This is a genomic window from Jiella flava (genome assembly GCF_017349315.1).
GTDB classification, from domain to species: Bacteria; Pseudomonadota; Alphaproteobacteria; order Rhizobiales; family Rhizobiaceae; genus Jiella; species Jiella flava.
Genome location: NZ_JAFMPP010000021.1, coordinates 30,415 through 49,765 on the forward strand (window position 1 = coordinate 30,415; position 19,351 = coordinate 49,765).

The 19,351-nt window shown below is 64.2% G+C and carries 12 protein-coding genes and 1 CRISPR repeat array; of the genes, 5 read left to right on the top strand and 7 right to left on the bottom strand.

Translation table 11 applies throughout. The features are described 5' to 3' along the window. Positions 1 to 306: 306 nt before the first annotated feature. Positions 307 to 1,716 (bottom strand): type I glutamate--ammonia ligase, encoded by a 1,410-nt coding sequence (glnA, locus tag J1C48_RS17765; protein ID WP_207259347.1) that lies wholly within the window; start codon positions 1,714 to 1,716, stop codon positions 307 to 309. 65 nt (positions 1,717 to 1,781) lie between these two features. Beyond that, a complete protein-coding gene (locus J1C48_RS17770; protein WP_207259348.1) occupies positions 1,782 to 2,120 on the bottom strand; it encodes a P-II family nitrogen regulator in 339 nt (112 codons plus the stop codon). 250 nt (positions 2,121 to 2,370) lie between these two features. On the opposite strand from J1C48_RS17770, the gene J1C48_RS17775 reads away from it, so the two are divergent. After that, positions 2,371 to 3,921: an NAD(P)H-hydrate dehydratase gene (locus J1C48_RS17775; protein ID WP_231081885.1), complete on the top strand. Its 1,551-nt coding sequence runs from the start codon at positions 2,371 to 2,373 to the stop codon at positions 3,919 to 3,921. A gap of 23 nt (positions 3,922 to 3,944) precedes the next feature. Here J1C48_RS17775 and J1C48_RS17780 read toward each other — a convergent pair whose 3' ends face one another. The 4 genes from J1C48_RS17780 to J1C48_RS17795 all read right to left on the bottom strand — a co-directional run bounded on the left by J1C48_RS17780 (position 3,945) and on the right by J1C48_RS17795 (position 11,162). Continuing rightward, complete coding sequence (locus J1C48_RS17780) at positions 3,945 to 5,477, bottom strand: undecaprenyl-phosphate glucose phosphotransferase (protein WP_207259349.1); 1,533 nt, start codon at positions 5,475 to 5,477, stop codon at positions 3,945 to 3,947. Between the two features lie 165 nt (positions 5,478 to 5,642). Next, positions 5,643 to 8,960: an error-prone DNA polymerase gene (locus J1C48_RS17785; protein ID WP_207259350.1), complete on the bottom strand. Its 3,318-nt coding sequence runs from the start codon at positions 8,958 to 8,960 to the stop codon at positions 5,643 to 5,645. A 14-nt stretch (positions 8,961 to 8,974) separates the two neighbouring features. After that, positions 8,975 to 10,504 (bottom strand): Y-family DNA polymerase, encoded by a 1,530-nt coding sequence (locus tag J1C48_RS17790; protein ID WP_207259351.1) that lies wholly within the window; start codon positions 10,502 to 10,504, stop codon positions 8,975 to 8,977. Then, complete coding sequence (locus tag J1C48_RS17795) at positions 10,413 to 11,162, bottom strand: ImuA family protein (RefSeq protein WP_207259352.1); 750 nt, start codon at positions 11,160 to 11,162, stop codon at positions 10,413 to 10,415. Before J1C48_RS17795 ends, J1C48_RS17790 begins: the two co-directional genes overlap by 92 nt. Positions 11,163 to 11,647: 485 nt before the next feature. Here J1C48_RS17795 and J1C48_RS17800 point away from each other — a divergent pair, with 485 nt between their 5' ends. The 4 genes from J1C48_RS17800 to cas7c all read left to right on the top strand — a co-directional run bounded on the left by J1C48_RS17800 (position 11,648) and on the right by cas7c (position 17,665). Then, positions 11,648 to 13,939 carry a CRISPR-associated endonuclease Cas3'' gene (locus J1C48_RS17800; RefSeq protein WP_207259353.1) on the top strand — a complete coding sequence of 764 codons (2,292 nt, stop codon included), beginning with the start codon at positions 11,648 to 11,650 and terminating at the stop codon, positions 13,937 to 13,939. A gap of 309 nt (positions 13,940 to 14,248) precedes the next feature. After that, positions 14,249 to 14,947 (top strand): type I-C CRISPR-associated protein Cas5c, encoded by a 699-nt coding sequence (gene cas5c / locus J1C48_RS17805; protein WP_207259354.1) that lies wholly within the window; start codon positions 14,249 to 14,251, stop codon positions 14,945 to 14,947. Then, positions 14,944 to 16,722, top strand: a complete 1,779-nt coding sequence (gene cas8c, locus J1C48_RS17810) for a type I-C CRISPR-associated protein Cas8c/Csd1 (protein WP_207259355.1) — start codon at positions 14,944 to 14,946, stop codon at positions 16,720 to 16,722. The genes cas5c and cas8c overlap by 4 nt, the downstream gene beginning before the upstream one ends. After that, positions 16,715 to 17,665: a type I-C CRISPR-associated protein Cas7/Csd2 gene (cas7c, locus tag J1C48_RS17815; protein WP_207259356.1), complete on the top strand. Its 951-nt coding sequence runs from the start codon at positions 16,715 to 16,717 to the stop codon at positions 17,663 to 17,665. Before cas8c ends, cas7c begins: the two co-directional genes overlap by 8 nt. Before the next feature lie 399 nt (positions 17,666 to 18,064). Continuing rightward, positions 18,065 to 19,214: direct repeats of the CRISPR family, unit length 32 nt; unit sequence GTCGCTCCCTTCGCGGGAGCGTGGATCGAAAC. Between the two features lie 40 nt (positions 19,215 to 19,254). Here cas7c and J1C48_RS17820 read toward each other — a convergent pair. Further along, positions 19,255 to 19,351: IS3 family transposase (locus J1C48_RS17820; RefSeq protein ID WP_207258440.1), on the bottom strand; the 97-nt coding region annotated here is incomplete at its 5' end.

Sequence of the window (19,351 nt, forward strand, 5' to 3'; positions counted from 1 at the left end):
CTTTCACGAAATGTTCTTCAAGGCGGCGTGCCGCCGTAAGCCGCGCTCTAGAGCGGTTTTCGGCGTTTTCCACTGCAAAAGCTGTTGAATGTGGAAAGGCCCCGGCTTGTCATTGGGTGAAGGTCAGGGCCACGAACGCAAAAAAGGGCGCCCGTCTCCGGACGCCCCTTATAGCGTTTGTCAGCGATGACGGTCGCCTCCAGCATCGTGCTTTGCCGAAAATCGGAATCGATTTTCGGCAAAGCACGATGCGTCGATTCAAAGGCTTAGAGCGACCGTTCTGCGTCCGATAGGACGCAGGGCGCTCTAGACCGAGTAGTACATGTCGAACTCGATCGGATGCGGCGTCATCTCGTAGCGCAGCACTTCGGCCATCTTCAGGTCGATGAAGGCGTCGATCTGGTCGTCGTCGAAGACGCCGCCGGCTTTGAGGAAGTCGCGGTCGGCATCAAGCGATTCCATCGCCTCGCGCAGGCTGCGGCAGACGGTCGGGATTTCCTTCAGCTCCTCCGGCGGCAGATCGTAGAGATCCTTGTCCATGGCCTGGCCCGGATGGATCTTGTTCTTGATGCCGTCAAGGCCGGCCATCAGCATCGCCGAGAAGGCGAGATACGGGTTAGCCGTCGGATCCGGGAAGCGGACCTCGACGCGCTTCGCCTTCGGCGAATGGCCAAACGGAATGCGGCAGGAGGCCGAGCGATTGCGCGCCGAATAGGCCAGCAGGACCGGCGCTTCAAAGCCCGGGACGAGGCGCTTGTAGGAATTCGTCGACGGGTTGGTGAAGGCGTTGATCGCCTTGGCGTGCTTGATGATGCCGCCGATGTAGTGGAGGCAGGTTTCCGACAGCCCGGCATATTCGTTGCCGGCAAACGCCGGCTTGTCGCCCTTCCAGATCGACTGGTGAACATGCATGCCCGAGCCGTTGTCGCCGTAAACCGGCTTCGGCATGAAGGTCGCGGTCTTGCCGTAGGCGTTGGCGACCTGGTGGATGACGTACTTGTAGATCTGCAGCTTGTCGGCGTTGCGGGTCAGCGTGTCGAACTTGATGCCGAGTTCGTGCTGGGCCGCGGCCACCTCGTGGTGATGCTTCTCGACGGCGACGCCCATCTCGGCCATCACGGTCAGCATTTCCGAGCGCATGTCCTGGCAGGAATCGACCGGCGGAACCGGGAAGTAGCCGCCCTTGATGCGCGGCCGGTGGCCGAGATTGCCGGTCTCATAGTCGGTGTCGTCGTTGGACGGCAGTTCGGTCGAGTCGAGCTTGAAGCCGGTGTTGTACGGATCGGCCTTGTAGCGCACGTCGTCGAAGACGAAGAATTCGGCCTCGGGGCCGAAGAAGCAGGTGTCGCCGATCCCCGACTGGGAGAGATAGGCTTCCGCTTTGCGCGCGGTCGAGCGCGGATCACGGTTGTAGCCTTCCCCGGAAATCGGATCGAGAATGTCGCAGGTGATCGCCATCGTCGCCTGGGCGAAAAACGGATCCATGTAGGCGGTATCGGGATCCGGCATCAGCACCATGTCGGACTCGTTGATGGCCTTCCAACCGGCGATCGACGAGCCGTCGAACATCGAGCCTTCCGAGAACATGTCTTCATCGACGATGGAGGCGTCCATCGTAACATGCTGCATCTTGCCCTTCGGATCGGTGAAGCGCAGGTCGACGAATTTGATGTCGTTGTCCTTGATCTGCTTCAAAATCTCGTTGGCGCTCGTCATGGCCGTCCTTCCCATTTTTCATGGTTTGTTGGGTCTTTCAAAGGATCTCGTCGATCCTTCGATGCTTAGATCGCGTCGGTTCCGGCTTCGCCGGTGCGGATGCGAATGGCTTCTTCAATCGGTGACACGAAGATCTTGCCGTCGCCGATACGACCGGTCTGCGCCGCCTTGCGGATCGCCTCGACCGCCGCTTCAACAGTTTCGTCGGCCAGCACGATCTCGACCTTCACCTTGGGTAGGAAGTCGACGACATACTCCGCGCCCCGATACAGTTCGGTGTGGCCCTTCTGGCGGCCGAATCCCTTGGCCTCGGTTACGGTGATGCCCTGGAGCCCGACCTCCTGAAGCGCCTCCTTCACCTCATCCAGCTTGAATGGCTTGATGATCGCCTCGACCTTTTTCATCGACTGCCCTTTTCCACACTATGGTCTCGCATGGCGAGTCTTGCCCGCCGACGCCGACAATGCACGTGTCATGCCAAGCTCGCCGACGTGAAAGGCACACTCGACATAGCTTGATTCGTCCGTGCGGCAATGGAGCCCCTGTCCTAACGGCCTGTCCAGCGAAGAATTTTCCCGGACCTCGGGTTCGTCAGGGCCTAAATGGCTGATATTCGGTCTTGATGATAAGTTTTATGCATAAAAAGATGGCGAAATGAACAAAAAATATGCAATCAAGATGGCGTCAAATCAGGCAATGAGCGCAGCGTTGTTGACGCCGGCCGAAATGGCGCGGGCCGATGCGCTGACGATCGCCGCCGGCACCCCCGGCATCTTGCTGATGGAGCGCGCGGCTGCCGCCATCGTCGAGGCGATCGAAGCGGCCTTTCCAGATGCCGTGCGCGTCGCCTGCCTGGCCGGGCCGGGCAACAATGGCGGCGATGCCTGGGCCGCAGCGGCAATCCTGCAGCGGCGGGGGCGGGCGGTCGCGGTGTTCCGGCTTCAACCGCCGGAGAAATTGTCGGGCGACGCCGCGATCGCCGCGCAGGCTTTCGGCAACGAGGGGGCGCCACTCGCCGCGTTTCGGCCGGAGGCGTTCGATCTTGTCGTCGACGGGTTGTTCGGCGCCGGGCTGTCGCGGGCCTTGGAAGGCGAGGTGGCCGGCATGGTCGACCGCCTCAACGCCGACCCGGTGCCGGTTCTGTCGATCGATCTGCCCTCGGGAATTTCGGGCCTGACGGGAGAGCGGCTCGGCATGGCCGTCACGGCAACGGCGACGGTCACCTTCTTTCGGGCCAAGCCCGGTCATTGGCTCGAGCCGGGGCGCTCCCATTGCGGTTCCGTGACGGTCGCCGACATCGGCATCGCGCCCGTCGTGCTCGATGCGATCGGGCCGCGGACCTTTGCGAACGAGCCGGCGCTCTGGCGCGATCAGCTGAGAACACCGGCCGATGCGGGCCACAAATACGACCGCGGTCATGCCGTCGTCGTCTCCGGTGGAGCGGCGCAGACCGGCGCGGCGCGGCTTGCGGCGACGGCGGCGCTGCGGGGCGGTGCGGGGCTCGTCACAGTGTTGTCGCCATCGAGCGCCGTTCTGGTGAATGCCACCCATCTGACGGCGGTGATGCTGAAGCGTTGCGACGACCGCGCGACCCTTACCGAACTCCTTGGCGATCGTCGCCTGAACGCGCTGGTGCTGGGACCGGGGTTCGGCGTTGGCGCGCAGGCGCGCGACTATGCTGAGGCGGTGTTGGCGAGCGAGGCGCGGCTGGTGCTCGATGCCGACGGGATCACCTCATTTGCCGAGGATCCGGCGGCCTTGTTTGCGCTGGCTGCCCAGGCCGCCGATCGCCGGACGAAGGGCGAGGCGGCGATGGTGCTGACGCCCCATGCCGGCGAATTCAAGCGGCTGTTTCCGGATTTGGCGGCAGCGGACGCGATGGCCAAGCCGGAGACGGCGCGCCAGGCCGCCGCCAGGGCGCGATCGATCGTCCTTCTGAAGGGCCGCGACACCGTCATTGCCGCGCCGGATGGCCGGGCGGCGATCAATACGACGGGAACGCCTTGGCTTGCCACTGCCGGCAGCGGCGACGTGCTCTCGGGGCTCGTCGCGGCGGCGCTGGCGCAAGGCGCGGCGACGTTCGAAGCCGCCTGCGCCGCGGTCTGGATGCATGGCAAGGCGGCCGAGATGTTTGGACCCGGGCTGATCGCCGAGGATCTGCCGGCGATGCTGCCGAAGGTGTTCGCGCGGCTTGCCGCAGGCTGAGCCGCTCGGCCGGCTCATCACACTCAGTAGGCAGAGTCCGTGCGCAGCAGGCTGATCGGTGTCATCAGCAGGATGTACAGATCAAGGGCGAGCGACCAGTTTTCGATGTAGAACAGGTCATATTCGAAGCGTTTGACTAGCTTGGTCGGGTCGTCGATCTCACCGCGCCAGCCGTGGATCTGCGCCCAGCCGGTGATGCCGGGCTTGACCTTGTGGCGGCCGAAATAGCCGTCGACGATCTCGGTGAAGGTCTCGTCGCGGCTGGAGCGGGCATGGACGGCGTGCGGGCGCGGGCCGACGATCGACAGATCGCCGCGCAGCACGTTGAAAAGCTGCGGCAGCTCATCGATCGAGGTCTTGCGGATGAAGGCACCGACGCGGGTCACCCGCTTGTCGTTGCGGGTGACGATCTGCCGGGCCTCGGGGTCGCTCATGGCGTGATGCAGCGAGCGGAACTTGAAGATCTCGACTTCCTGATTGTTGAAGCCGTGGCGCTTCTGGCGAAAGATGATCGGCCCCGGAGAGTCGAGCTTCACCGCGATCGCCGTGATCAGCATGATCGGCGACAGGAGCACGATCGCCAGCGATGCGGCCATGATGTCGAACGCGCGTTTGGCGATCGTATCCCAGTCGGCGAGCGGCCGGTCGATGACGTCGATCAGCGGTAAGGACCCGACGTAGGAATAGGTGCGGGGGCGAAATTTCAGCTCCGCCGAATGAGCGGCCAGGCGAATGTCCAGCGGCAGCACCCAGAGCTGCTTGAGCAGCGAAAGCAGGCGCGTTTCGGCCGACAACGGCAGGGTGACGATCAGCATGTCGATGCGGGTGCGGCGGGCAAATTCCACCAGCTCGGCGATCGTGCCGAGTTTCGGATAGCCGGCAACCAGCGGCGGCGATCGTCGATTGTCCCGATCGTCGAAGATGCCGCAGATCCGGATGTCGTTGCCGGGCTGCATTTCGAGGCCGCGAATGAGGGTCTCGGCGTTCTTGCCGCCGCCAACGATGACCGCCCGGCGCTCCATCAAACCGTTGCGCGCCCAGTGCCGCAGGCGCGAGGCGAAGATCAGCCGGGCGAGACAGATCACCGCAAGCCCGATGATGGCCCAGGAGAGGAGCGGGAGGCCGCTCAGCGTTGGCCGGTCGAAGCCATAGAGGAACAGCGCGACCAAGCCGGCGGCGAGGCCGAGACCGACCGCGACCCGCCAGAGTTTCAGTTGCGAGCCGCGCAGGAACGACAGGTCGTAGGTATGCGCCGCATTCAAAATCCCGATGCCGATGAGGGTGCCGACGAGCATCGCGGCGATGGGCAGAATGGCCTTTGGAGTTTGGCCTTCGAGCAGCCAGCAGACGATGCCGATCAGGAAGAACACGGTGCCTTCGCCGAGCCGCCACAGACCGCACAACATGCGGGGGCTGATGAACTCATTGTCGAGATGAGTGAGGGTTTGCAGGGCCTGGGCGTTGAGTTGCACGTTCTCGTTCGGATCGTCTGGGCGCTTGGGCAAATGGCGCGCCGCCGGTTTCGAAAACGGAAGGCTTTCGTTGGGATCGCTCATCGAATTGGCCTGCGCATCCGCGATTTTCAGACTCGGCAAATGCTATCTGCCGGAACGAAATTCGTCCGCCGCACAGCCTTCGGCGGGGCCGCAGAACAAGATCGTACACTGACAGAAACCACCTAAGAAAGCGTTGTCGCAAGGTGATGAAAGCAACCGGTGCTTTCAACGGAAATTGCGTGCTTTCACGCTGATCGTGTCAAGTTGCAGATCGCGAATATAGATATCATGTGCCGCAGGTGTGCGCGGCGGCTTGTCGCGTGGATCTTGCGTGGGCGATCCGTGGTGGAACTCGTCCCCCCGGCCGTGGGGCAGCGGAAAGTGGGCTTCACGTCCGCCGATACTTGCTAGCTTTGCGGATAGATCCGCCAGCTTCTGGACGACGAGATGCACCACGTCGCCTTCGCGCTGGATGCGGCCATGGGCCCCGAGCATCGTCGCGGTCAAAACGATGCGGCGGAATTTTTCGAAGGTTTTCGGCCAGACGACCAGATTGGCGATGCCGCTCTCGTCTTCCATGGTGATGAACATCACCCCCTTGGCGCTGCCCGGTCGCTGGCGCACCAGCACCAGGCCCGCCGCCGCCAGCCATCGCCCGTCCCGCGCGCCCATCGCCTCGGCGCAGGTGACGATCCGGCGTTGGCGCAGATCCGCGCGCAAAAAGCCGACCGGATGGCCGCGGAGCGACAGGCCGACGTGGCGATAATCGCCGACCACCTCACCGCCGGCGGGCATCTGGCGCAGCCGCACCTGCGGCTCACGCAGCTCCGACGCTGAGGCATTCTCGCCGGTTGCATCGGCACTGGCCATGGCGCTGGCGGCGGCAAACAGCGGCAACGGCTCGTCGCGGAGTGCCTTGATCGCCCAGACCGCCTCGCGCCGGCTCAAGGCGAAGGCCGGCCGGAACGCATCGGCCTCGGCCAGCCGCGTCAGAGCCTGAATGGTGAGGCCCGCCCGTCTCCAGAGATCCTCGATCGAGGCGAAGGGCGCCCCGCCGCGGGTGGCGAGCAGCCGGGCCGCCTCCTTGTTGGCAAGCCCTTTGACCATGCGCAGTCCGAGCCGCACCGCGAAAAGACCTTTGCTGTCGGGCTCTTGCGGTGTTTCGAGGGTGCAGTCCCAGCGCGAATGGTTGATCGAGACAGGGCGGATTTCGACCCCATGCTCCTTGGCGTCGCGGACGATCTGAGCGGGGGCATAAAAACCCATCGGCTGGGCGTTGAGGAGGGCCGCGCAAAAGACGTCCGGATGCCAGCATTTCAGCCAGGACGAGGCATAGGCGACAAGCGCGAAGGAGGCGGCATGGCTTTCCGGAAAGCCATAGGAGCCGAAACCTTCGAGCTGGCGGAAGGTGCGTTCGGCAAAATCGCGCTCATAGCCATTGGCGGTCATGCCGGCGACGAGCTTGTCCTTGAAGGCCGAGACGCCGCCGGTGAATTTGAAGGTCGCCATCGACTTGCGCAGGCCGTCCGCCTCGCCGGGGGAAAAGCCGGCGCATTCGATGGCAACGCGCATCGCCTGTTCCTGAAAGAGCGGCACGCCGAAGGTCTTGCCGAGCACCTTTTCCAGTTCGGGCTTGGGATAGTCGACCTTTTCCAGCCCCTCGCGGCGGCGCAGATAGGGATGCACCATGTCGCCCTGGATCGGGCCGGGGCGTACGATCGCCACCTGAATGACGAGGTCGTAATAGGTGCGCGGCTTCAGCCGCGGCAGCATCGACATCTGCGCCCGGCTTTCGATCTGGAAGGTGCCGAGCGTGTCCGCCCGCCGGATCATCGCATAGGTCTTCGGATCCTCCGCCGGGATGGTCGAAAGATCGTAATCGATTTCCTTGTGCGCCTTCAACAGATCGAGGCCGCGTTTCATGCAGGACAGCATGCCGAGAGCGAGGACGTCGACCTTCATGAATTTCAGGACGTCGATGTCGTCCTTGTCCCATTCGATCACCTGGCGCCCATCCATCGCTGCCGGTTCGATCGGCACGAGATCGTCCAGCCGATCGTTGGTCAGGACGAAGCCGCCGGGATGCTGGGAGAGATGGCGCGGCGCGCCGCGCAGTTGGCCGGCCAGCTCCAGGGTCATCTGGAGGCGGCGGTCGGACAGGTTGAGATTGGCTTCCTTGAGATGTCGGGGATCCACCGGCCCCTCGGACCAGCCCCAGACCTGACTGGAAATCTGGGTGATCAGATCCTCCGGCAGGCCGAGCGCCTTGCCGACGTCGCGCAGCGCCCCTTTGCTGCGATAACGGATGACGGTCGAGCACAGCGCGGCCCGATCGCGGCCATAGGTGTCGAAGATCCATTGGATGACGATCTCGCGCCGCTCATGTTCGAAGTCGACGTCGATATCCGGCGGCTCGCGGCGTTCCTCGGAGACAAAGCGCTCGAAAAGAAGGTCGCACCGCACCGGATCGATGGCGGTGATGCCGAGGACATAACAGACGGCCGAGTTCGCCGCCGAGCCTCTGCCCTGGCAGAGAATGTCTCGAGAGCGGGCGAAGCGGACGATGGCATTTACCGTCAGGAAATAGGGGGCGTAATCGAGCTTGGCGATCAGCGCCAGCTCGTGGCGAAGGATTGCCTGCACTTTGTCCGGAACCCCCTTCGGATAGCGCTCGGCGGCGCCCGCAAAGGTCAGCCGTTCGAGTGTCTCTTGGGGCGTCAGCGCGGGGTCTTCGCGTTCCTCGGGATATTGATAGGCGATTTCGTCCATCGAAAAGCGGCAGCGCTCGGCGATCTCCAGGGTTCGGTGAAGGGCCCCCGGATCATGGGCAAACAGCCGGTGCATTTCCTGCGGCGGCTTCAGATGCCGGTCGGCGTGGCGCTCGCGGCGAAAGCCGAGATCGTCGATGATGACGTTGTGGCGGATCGCGGTGACGACGTCCTGCAGGATGCGCCGGTCCGGATCGTGAAACAAAACGTCGTTGGTGACGACTGGCGCGACGCCGGTCTCGGAGGCGAGATTCGACAGGTCGTACAGCCGCAGCCGATCACCCGGCCGCCGCCGAAGGGTGAGGGCGAGAGAGGCGCGATCGCCAAAACAGGCGGCAAGGCGCGCGGCTTCAAGCCGGCACGTCTCATCCGCCGCCTCGGGCAGAAGGATCGCGAGAAGGCCCTCGGCATGGGCCGCGAGATCGTCCCATTCGAGATGGCAGGCGCCCTTGCCAGCCCGGCTCTTGCCAAGGGAGAGCAGGCGGCAGAGCCTTGAATAGGCGGCCAGGTTCGTCGGATAGACCAGCACCGGCAGGCTGCCTGCCAGATCCAGCCGGCAGCCGACGATCAGCCGCACGCCGGTGGTCTTGGCCGCCTCATGGGCGCGCACCATGCCGGCCAGCGAATTGCGGTCGGCGATCCCGAGCGCCTTGATGCCCATCTGTGCGGCCGTGGCGAACAACTCTTCGGGCGAGGACGCGCCGCGCAAAAAGCTGAAATGGGTGGTGACCTGTAGCTCGGCATAGGCCGGGCCGGCTTTGTGAGGGGGGAGCATGCGGGCGCCGCCGCTCATGCGAACAGGCCGTGCAGGAACCAGCGCTGGGAGCCGGTGGCGGCATCCTCGCCATTGCCGGCGCGAAAGATCCAGAACCGTTCGCCGTCTTCCGCCTCGACCTGGAAATAATCGCGCACGGCCGAGCGCTCAACATCGCGCTTCCACCATTCACCAAAAATCCGCTCCGGCCCGTCGGCGGTGCGCACTCGGCGCCGGACGCCCCGCCAGGTGAAGGCGACCGGCGGATGATCGGGCAAAAGCGCCATGGTCTCGATCGGCTCGGGGCGCCGCAACAGCCGCGTCGGCCGTGGCCAGTCAGCCCGCCAGCTATGGCCGGTCTCCGGCGCCAATGGCGCGATGCGCCGGACCGAGCGTTCGGGCACGTCGCTTTCGACCGGCGCCAAGCGATAGAGCCGATCCTCGCCGACCCGGTTGGCGATGGTATCCACCAGGCCGGCGACATCCGGCAGGATCTCGTCGGTCAGGGCAGCAAGCTTCTGGCGCGGGGCCAACGGCTCGACCAGGGTCGCGGCGAGGCTCATCCGCTCGATGCCGAAGCCCGGGGCGATGGTCTCGATCTTGTCGCAGAGGAGGCGGGTGAGACGCGCGACGTCGCGCACCGGCCGCGCGGTCGAGATCCGCACCGCCTCGACCCGGTTGTCCACCCGGCGGCAGACGAGATCGAGCCGGCGCACGCCGAGGCCTTTCGCCTCCAGCGCGGCGCAGAGCGCGACGACCAGCTTGCCGACATGGCGGGCGATGGTCTCGGCCGCCCCGATCGGTTCGGCGAAGTTGCGGTGGGTCTCGATGATGTCGGCCGGGCGCAGCGGCTCGATTGGCTCGACGCGCCGTCCGCTTGCCTGATCGAGGCGGGCGATCAACGTTTCGCCAAAGCGCAGCACCAAGGGCGCGCGAGGAGCGGCGAGGAGGTCGCCGATCGTCGCAAAGCCGAGATCGGAGAGCGCATCGCGCGTCTCCTCGGCAAGACGCAGCGCCGCTACCGGCAGATCCTTGAGAATATCCGCCCCATGCCGGCGCGGGGCGACGCAGACGGGATCGGCGCGGTGGCGGGCAAGGGCATGGGCGGCGCCCCAGGTATCGGCGACGGCGGCTTGGGCGGTAATACCGGCGCCGGCGAGGCGATCGACCAGCCTGTGCAGCATGGCCGCCTCGCCGCCATGCAGATGATCGGCGCCGGTGGAATCGATGACGATACCATCCCCGCCGTCGACGGCGACGATCGGTGAGAAGCGTTCCAGGATCCAGATCGCCAGCCGTTCCAGCGCTGCGGCATCGGCGGCCGGATCGTGATCCTGAATGATGAGTTCGACGAGGGCCGCACTGGCGCGTGCTGCGGCCATGCCGACGCGCAGGCCGTTCGCCCGGGCGGCCTGGTTGGTCGCCATCACCACCCGGCGGTTCTGCTGCCGGCCCAACAGCGCCAGCGGCAGGTCAACCGGCGCGTCGGCGGTTAAGGTGGGCCGGGCGCGGCATAGCCGGTCGGTCGGGAAGGTCGGAAGGAAGAGCGAGACGACCCGTCTCATCGCAGGCCTCCAATTCATAGGCGGCGGGTTCGCCGCCGCGACAACGCAGGAGTTCGACATGCCAGCGGGCGCGCCCGACGCCGGGCGCCGGCAAGGGCGCCGCCGGCCGGGCCGAGATCCGCCAGCGGGTGGCGGCGGCCGTCGGCCGGCCGAAATCGGCCGCCTCGTTCGGCCGCGACCAGCGGCGCAGCACAATCGCCAGCGCGCCGGTCTTTTCGGCCGCGAGATTCAGCCGCCGCGAGGCGGTCATCGACAGCCGCGCCGTCTCGCCGACGACCAGCACTGGTCCGCCATGGGCGAGGCCCTCTTCCATGCAGGCAAGAACGGTCTTGTCGTCCTGAGCCTCGACATAGATCACTCGGTCAGGGGCAAGCCCCGCCTGGGCCAGCGCCGGCGCGAACAGATCGGGCCGGGTCAGGCACCACAGCACCTTGCCTTTGGTGCGCGCGGCGATCCCGGCCACGAACAGCGCCGCCGCCGGGGCGTCGCCGCCGCTCCGTCCGCCGCCGGCGATCTCGTGCAGCACACCACGCGCCAGGCCGCCCTCCGGCAGCCGGGAATCCAGAACTGGAATGCCGAAGGGCAGCACCGATGTCTGACGCGTTCTGCGGCTTTGAATCGTCTCGATCCGGGTACGCAGTGACTCTAGGTCCGTCATAGGGACAGTTGCAAACGACACCGCGGTCAGGACTCCATTATGGGCGTTTGTTCCTATTTTGTTCTATAAAATTCTGCCCAGAGTCAAGCGCTTACTGCGTGTTTGCGGATGCAAGGGCAGCCGGCGGTCGCGGCATGGTCGCTGCGTCTGAGGGAGCCTTTTCGCTAAAGGCTTGGCTCGGTGAGCGCGTCTGGCAGATCTCGCCGAGCCCATTGGCACTGGGCGAGGCATTTCTTGACGCGTGTTTGACGGCCCCGCTGTCGTTCGCCTCTTTTGCTCGCTTCGAGACTGGATCTGAATCTGGTGCCGAAAAACCTTGATTGCACCCAAAAGATTAAAATGGACATTTCCACAATCTTCAATTTTTTGCTTCGATGCCGCCGTGATTATGTGTCGGGCTGGCTTGCCCCAACGCAGTGTTGTGGCTGCCGCGCCTGTCTCGTTCGTCCAGCTTTGGCGCGCCATCACAAAAAGCGGAGGTCGTCATGTTCTTCGCCCATTCGAACCGCCCCGACGATGTGTCGGACTGGGAACCTTTGAGCGACCATCTTGCTGGCGTTGCCGCAACCGCCGCTGCTTTCGGAGCGCCGCTTGGAATTGCAGCGGCGGCGCGGCTCAGCGGTCTTCTTCACGATCTGGGCAAGTTCAATTTTCGGTTTCAAAAGCGTTTAACGGGCGCGAATGAGCGTGTCGATCACTCGACGGCGGGGGCTGTAGCGCTTCTCGATCTGCCGGGATCCCCCGAAGAGCGCGCAATGGCTATGCTGATCGCGCAGGCGATCGCCGGCCACCACGCCGGGCTTCCCGACCGCTCTGGCAGCGACGAGGCCAATCTCGAACAGCGGATCGCGACCTTCGACCCGGCGGTGCTTGCCGGCGATTGGCGCCAGGTCGTTCCAACTGATCTGACGGGGCTATATCCGGAGTTCGACTGGCATGTGGGCAAGCGCAAAGGGCCGCAATTGGCGCTGCTCGGACGGATGATCTTTTCGTGTCTGGTCGATGCCGATTACAAGGAGACCGAACGCTATTACGACACGATCGGCGGCATTCGACGAGACCGCGACTGGCCGAGTCTGGCTGCCTGTCTGCCGACGTTTCAGGCAAGTTTTGCCGATACCATCGCCGCTTTTGGCGCGCCGCAAAGCCCGATTACGAAGCTGCGGGCGAAAATTTTGGCGACGGTGCGCGAGCGCGCGGTGTCGATGACGCCCGGTCTGTTCACCCTCGATGTGCCGACAGGCGGCGGCAAGACGCTGGCCTCGCTCGGCTTTGCCCTCGACCACGCGGCAGCCCATGGCCATCGCCGGATCATCTACGGCATTCCCTTTACCTCGATCATCGATCAGACCGCCGCGATCTTTCGCGGTATTCTCGGCGATGACGCTGTGCTGGAGCACCACTCGGCGATTGAGGATACGCTGCCCCAGCGCCGCGACGCAAAGGCGGCGGATAGCCAGCGATCGGCGATCGACAAGATGCGTCTCGCCATGGAGGACTGGGCGGCGCCGGTCGTCGTCACCACCCATGTTCAGCTGTTCGAGAGCCTGTTTGCCGCGCGCCCATCCCGCTGTCGCAAGCTGCACAACATCGCCGGCAGCGTCATCATTCTCGATGAGGCGCAGGTTCTGCCGCGCGATCTCCTGGCGCCGAGTGTCGAGGTAATCGACGAGCTCGCCCGCAATTGGCGCTGCTCGATCGTCCTGTGTACGGCGACGCAGCCGGCCTTCGACGCCAGACATTTTGCGACCGATCAGTCCAAAGCTCGCCATCCGCTGGCTTTGGACCTTGAGGGGCGCGAACTGGCGCCGGAGCCCGCGCGTCTTCATGCCGCCTTCCGGCGCAACACGCTCGTCTTGGCCGGCGAGATGGACGACGACGCTCTCATTGCGGCCTTGCGCGGGAAAGATCAGGCGCTGGTGATCGTCAACAGCCGCGCGCATGCGCTTGATCTTTATCGCCTCGCCGAGGCGGCTGAACTCGACGGCCTGATCCACCTGACGACGCGCCAATACGCCGCGCATCGCCGACGGATTTTGGCAGACGTGCGCGAGCGGTTGCGCACGGGCGCGCCCTGTCGGCTGATCGCCACGTCGCTGATCGAGGCCGGCGTCGATGTCGATTTTCCCTGCGCCTGGCGGGCTGAGGCCGGGCTCGAACAGATCGCCCAGGCCGCCGGAAGGGTCAATCGAGAGATGACGCGGCCTGTCGCCGAAAGCCAGGTGACGGTGTTCAAGCCGGTCGGCCATCAAACGCCGCGCGAAATCAAAGCCCTGATCGGTGACATGGATCGCATGGTCAAACACCATGAGGATCTGTTCGCTCCGGCGGCGATCGCCGACTATTTCGGCGAAACCTATTGGCGGCTCGCCGACGACGGCATCGATGGCCAGAAAATCATGCCCAAGATGAGTCTGACGAAGGGACACGGGCTCGATATCGCCTATCGCGAGATCGCTGCGCTTTACCGGATGATCGAGACCGACATGGTGCCGGTGATCGTCTCTCATGATGCAGCGGCATGTGCGGCTGTGGATAAGCTCGCCCGGCCGGAAGTTTCCTCTGGTGCAATTTCCCGAGATCTTCAATCTTTCATTGTGCAGGTGCCGCCGAAGGCGCGGGCTCGTTTGATGGCCAATGGCCACGTCGCCTTTGGTCAGCCGAACCTGCGTGGGGACCAGTTTGCCGTGCTGCAAACGTCGTCGCTCTATAAGGAGGATGTTGGGCTGCTGTGGGATGATGCGGACTATTTGGCGATCGATTCACTTAATTATTAATAATGTAAATGCCGTGCACTCACGATTTAACCATGAGTGCACGGCGAATGCAGAAGCAGTTGGAGCTGCTTCAGGTCGATTCAATCCACGGATAGCTATGATGATTGCCATCTATGGAGGTTCGATGGTTAGCTCAAGCTTCATCCATGACCCGAATTTTAAGCGGAACGTCAATCTGCGTGAGCGAGCCATCGAAAATCCTTTCATAATCCCCGAATATTGAAAGGTAATCGATTTATCGAGTGAGCGTAGGCCAAACAACATTTGCAGAGCAAATGTTGTTGCTTGAGACAGAAACGAGGATGCCACTTGACCTACGGAATCCACCTGCATGTCGCGGGCCCCTTCGCCTGCTTCACCCGGCCGGAGATGAAGGTCGAGCGCGTCTCTTATGACGTGATGACGCCGTCGGCCGCCAGAGGCATCCTGGAAGCGATCCATTGGAAGCCGGCGATCCGGTGGGTCATCGACGAAATCCGCGTGCTAAAGCCGATCCGCTTCCAATCGATCCGCCGCAACGAGGTCGGTCACAAGGCCTCTGCCGCCAATGCCAAACGCGCCATGAAGCGCGGCGATCTGGCCGGCCTTGGCATTCGCGTCGACGAGGACCGCCAGCAGCGCGCGGCGACCGTTCTCGTCGACGTCGCCTATGTCATCGGCGCGCATTTCGTCATGACGGAGAAAGCCGGGCTGCAGGATAACGAGGGCAAGCACCTCGATATGTTCAATCGCCGCGCGGCGAGCGGCCAATGCTTCCATCAGCCCTGCCTTGGCACCCGCGAATTCGACGCCCGCTTCGAGTTGCTTGCGCCCGGCGCGCCGCTGCCCGAGCCGGAACCGAAGGCCCGCACTGCCGATCTCGGCTTCGGAACGCCGCGCGATCTCGGCTTCATGCTCTTCGACATCGACCACCAGGCCAAGGATCGGCCGTCGCTGTTCTTTCGCGCGGCGCTCGTCGACGGCATCGTCGCGGTGCCGCAGCTCGGCGCGCCGGAGATCCTGCGATGACGGTTCTCAGCAAGCTGGTCCGCGCCTATGAGCGCATGCCGGATGCCCCGAAGCCGGGCTTTGCCCAGCAGCGGGTCGGGGTGGTGATCGGACTGGAGCCCGACGGCACGGTCGCCTCGGTGACGCCCCTGAAGCGACGGGTCGGCAAGAAGGACGTGGCGCCGCTGATGGCGGTGCCGGCGCCGGTCAAGCGCACCGTAGACGTCAAGCCGAACACCTTCTGGGACAAGACCGCTTACGTGCTGGGCGTGACCGCCGGCGATGGCAAGCGCACCGCAAAGGAACATGCCGCCTTCGTCGCCCACCATCGCGATCTGATCGGTGAGACCGACGATCCGGGCCTGGTCGCCTTCCTGCGGTTCTTGGATCGCTGGTCGCCCGATCAGTTCGGCACGCATTTCCAGGAAGAGATGAAGGACGAAAACGTTGTCTTCGCGCTGGAAGAGGAGCGTCGGCGCGCCGTCTATCTGCATGATCGCCCGGCGGCTCTTGATCTCATCGGAGCCGGGTCGGGAACCAGCACGGAGGGCGCGCTCTGCCTTGCGACGGGTCGGTACGGCCCGGTTGCGCGGCTGCATCCGGCAATCAAGGGCGTCTGGGGCGGCCAGTCATCCGGCGGATCGATTGTGTCCTTCAATCTCGATGCCTTCGAAAGCTATGGCCATCGCCAGGGCGAGAATGCGCCGGTGTCGCAAGCCGCGGCCGAAGCCTATGTCGGGGCGCTGAACCGCTTTTTGCCAAGAGATTCCGGCCATCGCATCCAGATCGGCGATGCCTCCGTGGTGTTCTGGGCCGAGGCACCTTCGGAGCTTCCCGATCGTGCCGAGGCCGAGGCGCTCACCGAAGCGGTGTTTCGCGAAATGCTCGACGAGCAGGCCAATGAAGACACCGCCGAGGCCAAGCGCGTCGGCGAGGCGCTGGACCGTATCCGCAAAGGCCTGCCGATCCTGGACAATGCCCCGAAAGTCAGCGCCGACGTCAAGTTCTACGTCCTCGGTCTCGCGCCCAACGCGGCCCGGATCTCGATCCGTTTCTGGCTGGATACGACCTTTGGGGCGCTGGCCGAAAACTACCGGCGCTTCATGGAAGACATGGCGATCTTACCGCCGGATCGACAGGGCAACCCGGCGCTGTGGCAATATCTGCGCGAGACGGCGGTTCTCGGCAAGACGGAGAACGTGCCGCCCAATCTCGCCGGCGAGTGGACCCGCGCGATCCTCGCTGGCACGGCCTATCCGCTGACGCTGCTCAACACCGTGTTGATGCGCATCCGCGCCGACGGTCAGATCAATGCCCGCCGGGCGGCGATCCTCAAGGCTCTCGTCATTCGCAATTTCGGCATCATAAAGGAGGCGCCCGTGGGGCTCGACCCGAACAATCCCCGACCGGGCTATCTGCTCGGCCGGCTTTTCGCCGCCTATGAGCAGGCCCAGAGCGCCGCCCTCGGCAAGAACGTCAACGCGACGATCAAGGACAAATATTACGGCTCGGCTTCGGCCCAGCCGCGCAAGGTGTTCGCGATCCTTGAGGCCGGATCGGCCAACCATCTGTCGAAACTCGGCAAGATCCGGCCTGGCCAGCGGGTCAATCTCGAAAAGACCATCGGCGAGATCATGGACCAGATGAAGCCCGGAGCGACGCCCGACGACGATCCGTTCCCGGCGACGCTGCCCGCCGCCGAGCAGGCGCTGTTCGGCCTTGGCTACTATCACCAGCGCAACGCCTTCTTCGTCCGCAAGGATGCATCCGATCCGGAGACCGCCGACCATGACTGATCTGTCCTGCCGCCACGACTTCGTCCTCTTCTTCGATGTGAAGAACGGCAATCCGAACGGCGATCCCGATGCCGGCAATCTGCCGCGCCTCGATCCTGAAACCGGCCATGGCCTCGTTTCCGACGTCAGTTTGAAGCGTAAGATCCGCAACTATGTCGAGATCGCCCATGCGGGCGAGGCGGGCAAGGCGATCTATGTGCAGGAAGGGGCGATCCTCAACGAGCAGCACCGCAAGGCGTACGAGGCGGTGCGGCCTGAAGAGAAGACCGATGGCCTCAAGCTCAATCCCAAGAGCGATGACGAAGCCAATCAGTTGCGGCGCTGGATGTGCGCCAATTTCTTCGATGTGCGCACCTTCGGGGCGGTGATGTCGACCGGTGTCAATTGCGGCCAGGTCCGCGGGCCGGTGCAGATGACCTTCGCGCAGTCGATCGAGCCGATCGTGCCGCAGGAAATCTCGATCACCCGCATGGCCGCGACGACGGCGAAGGAAAAGGAACAGCGCCGCGAGGGCGAGACGGAAGAGGGCGGCGCGCGGACCGACAACCGCACCATGGGCCGCAAACATATCGTGCCCTACGGCCTCTATCGCGCCCACGGCTTCGTCTCCGCCAAGCTCGCCGAGCAGACCGGCTTTTCCGACACCGATCTCGATTTGCTGATCGAAGCACTCGGGGCGATGTTCGAGCATGACCGCTCGGCCGCCCGCGGCGAAATGGCGGTGCGCAAACTGATCGTCTTTCGCCACGACACTGCGCTCGGCCGCGCGCCGGCACACCAGCTGTTCGATCGCGTCGCCGTTCTGCGGTCGATCGACGGAGAAGGACGGGCGATCAACCGCCGCCTTGACAACTACCCGCCGGCCCGCGCCATTTCCGATTACGTCGTGACGATCGACCGCGAGGAATGGCCGGAGGGCGTTGAGATCATCGAGGCGGTCTGATCACGCGATGGCCGACGAGGCGGGGCGGCGAGGGCGCCGCTTCTGCGCGAGGGCAGGACGGTTTGCTGATCGCCGCCATCGCATGCACATGATGTCGGCGCCGGCGGACCGGCTGGCGCCGTTCGCGGCTGCAATGCCAGTGGCGGCAGTGCCCGAGCTGTGGCACAAGACGACGCATCGCACCGTTGCCGTGCCGGGGCGCTCCTCAGCGCCCGCACCGGCGGGCGAACCCCAAGCGTGCCGCAAAATCCCGGCCGGTTCGCGCTCAGCGCAAATCCTTGATCGCACTCCAACTTTCAAAAGTCCTTCCTGCCGATGGCAGCCGTGCCGTTGAAATCCCAGCCGGTTCGCGCAATCGGCGGCATTTCGTTCGTCCCGACAATAGGTTACACAGAGGCAGTCGCTCCCTTCGCGGGAGCGTGGATCGAAACCTCGCTGGCGCCATGATCGGCGCATCCTCGGCCCGTGTCGCTCCCTTCGCGGGAGCGTGGATCGAAACTTCTTTCGCGGCGATCTCTGCCGCCGTCACCTGCCGTCGCTCCCTTCGCGGGAGCGTGGATCGAAACGAAAACGTCATCCACTGCCACGCATTGCCGATGGTCGCTCCCTTCGCGGGAGCGTGGATCGAAACGGGCAGCGCTGCAAATCTAGAGCGGAATGCGATGTCGCTCCCTTCGCGGGAGCGTGGATCGAAACCAGATGGCACGCCGCGCCTGAGTCTGCTCGGGCGTCGCTCCCTTCGCGGGAGCGTGGATCGAAACGCTAACAATCCGTGCTCGACGATGCGGGAATGCGTCGCTCCCTTCGCGGGAGCGTGGATCGAAACGTATAGGTGAGCAGCTCGCCGTCCAGGTGCGGCGGTCGCTCCCTTCGCGGGAGCGTGGATCGAAACTGCTAAGGTGAGGACGAAGAACGGATGGAGGACGGTCGCTCCCTTCGCGGGAGCGTGGATCGAAACTCTGATTTTACGGGCAATGCGGCGCCGGATATCGTCGCTCCCTTCGCGGGAGCGTGGATCGAAACACACGGCCATCTTCGGCCTCCGCGAACCTGTATGTCGCTCCCTTCGCGGGAGCGTGGATCGAAACAAGCAACATCTTACAATAGATCCCCACGCCCTCGGTCGCTCCCTTCGCGGGAGCGTGGATCGAAACCGCACCATGTTGGCGCAAAGCCGACCGGACCTGACGTCGCTCCCTTCGCGGGAGCGTGGATCGAAACCATCCAGGACGACGAAAACTCGCTTTCGTCTTCGTCGCTCCCTTCGCGGGAGCGTGGATCGAAACCAAGACGATCGGGCGATGTCGAGGTAGATGCAGAGTCGCTCCCTTCGCGGGAGCGTGGATCGAAACTTGCCGCCATCGACCGATAACGGTGGTGCAGGAGTCGCTCCCTTCGCGGGAGCGTGGATCGAAACTCGGACAACCAGGCGATCACGACGACGGCTGTCTGTCGCTCCCGTCGCGGGAGCGTGGATCGAAACCATTATGCGGCTGCGTCGACCTATCGGACCACCGGTCGCTCCCTTCGCGGGAGCGTGGATCGAAACCTGCACGGATTGGCCTGCTGCCGGTTTTTCGGACACGCAGTTAAGCTAACATAGCTTTCTCCTCGAACTCGACGGGGCTCATATAGCCCAATGTCGAGTGCCGTCGCTGGGGATTGTAGAAGCGCTCGATGTAATCG

Bases quoted from the DNA above. Each gene is read 5' to 3' on its own strand.
- glnA (WP_207259347.1), bottom strand. From the start codon at position 1,716: ATGACGAGCGCCAACGAGATTTTGAAGCAGATCAAGGACAACGACATC.
- J1C48_RS17770 (WP_207259348.1), bottom strand. From the start codon at position 2,120: ATGAAAAAGGTCGAGGCGATCATCAAGCCATTCAAGCTGGATGAGGTG.
- J1C48_RS17775 (WP_231081885.1), top strand. From the start codon at position 2,371: ATGAACAAAAAATATGCAATCAAGATGGCGTCAAATCAGGCAATGAGC.
- J1C48_RS17780 (WP_207259349.1), bottom strand. From the start codon at position 5,477: ATGAGCGATCCCAACGAAAGCCTTCCGTTTTCGAAACCGGCGGCGCGC.
- J1C48_RS17785 (WP_207259350.1), bottom strand. From the start codon at position 8,960: ATGCTCCCCCCTCACAAAGCCGGCCCGGCCTATGCCGAGCTACAGGTC.
- J1C48_RS17790 (WP_207259351.1), bottom strand. From the start codon at position 10,504: ATGAGACGGGTCGTCTCGCTCTTCCTTCCGACCTTCCCGACCGACCGG.
- J1C48_RS17795 (WP_207259352.1), bottom strand. From the start codon at position 11,162: ATGACGGACCTAGAGTCACTGCGTACCCGGATCGAGACGATTCAAAGC.
- J1C48_RS17800 (WP_207259353.1), top strand. From the start codon at position 11,648: ATGTTCTTCGCCCATTCGAACCGCCCCGACGATGTGTCGGACTGGGAA.
- cas8c (WP_207259355.1), top strand. From the start codon at position 14,944: ATGACGGTTCTCAGCAAGCTGGTCCGCGCCTATGAGCGCATGCCGGAT.
- cas7c (WP_207259356.1), top strand. From the start codon at position 16,715: ATGACTGATCTGTCCTGCCGCCACGACTTCGTCCTCTTCTTCGATGTG.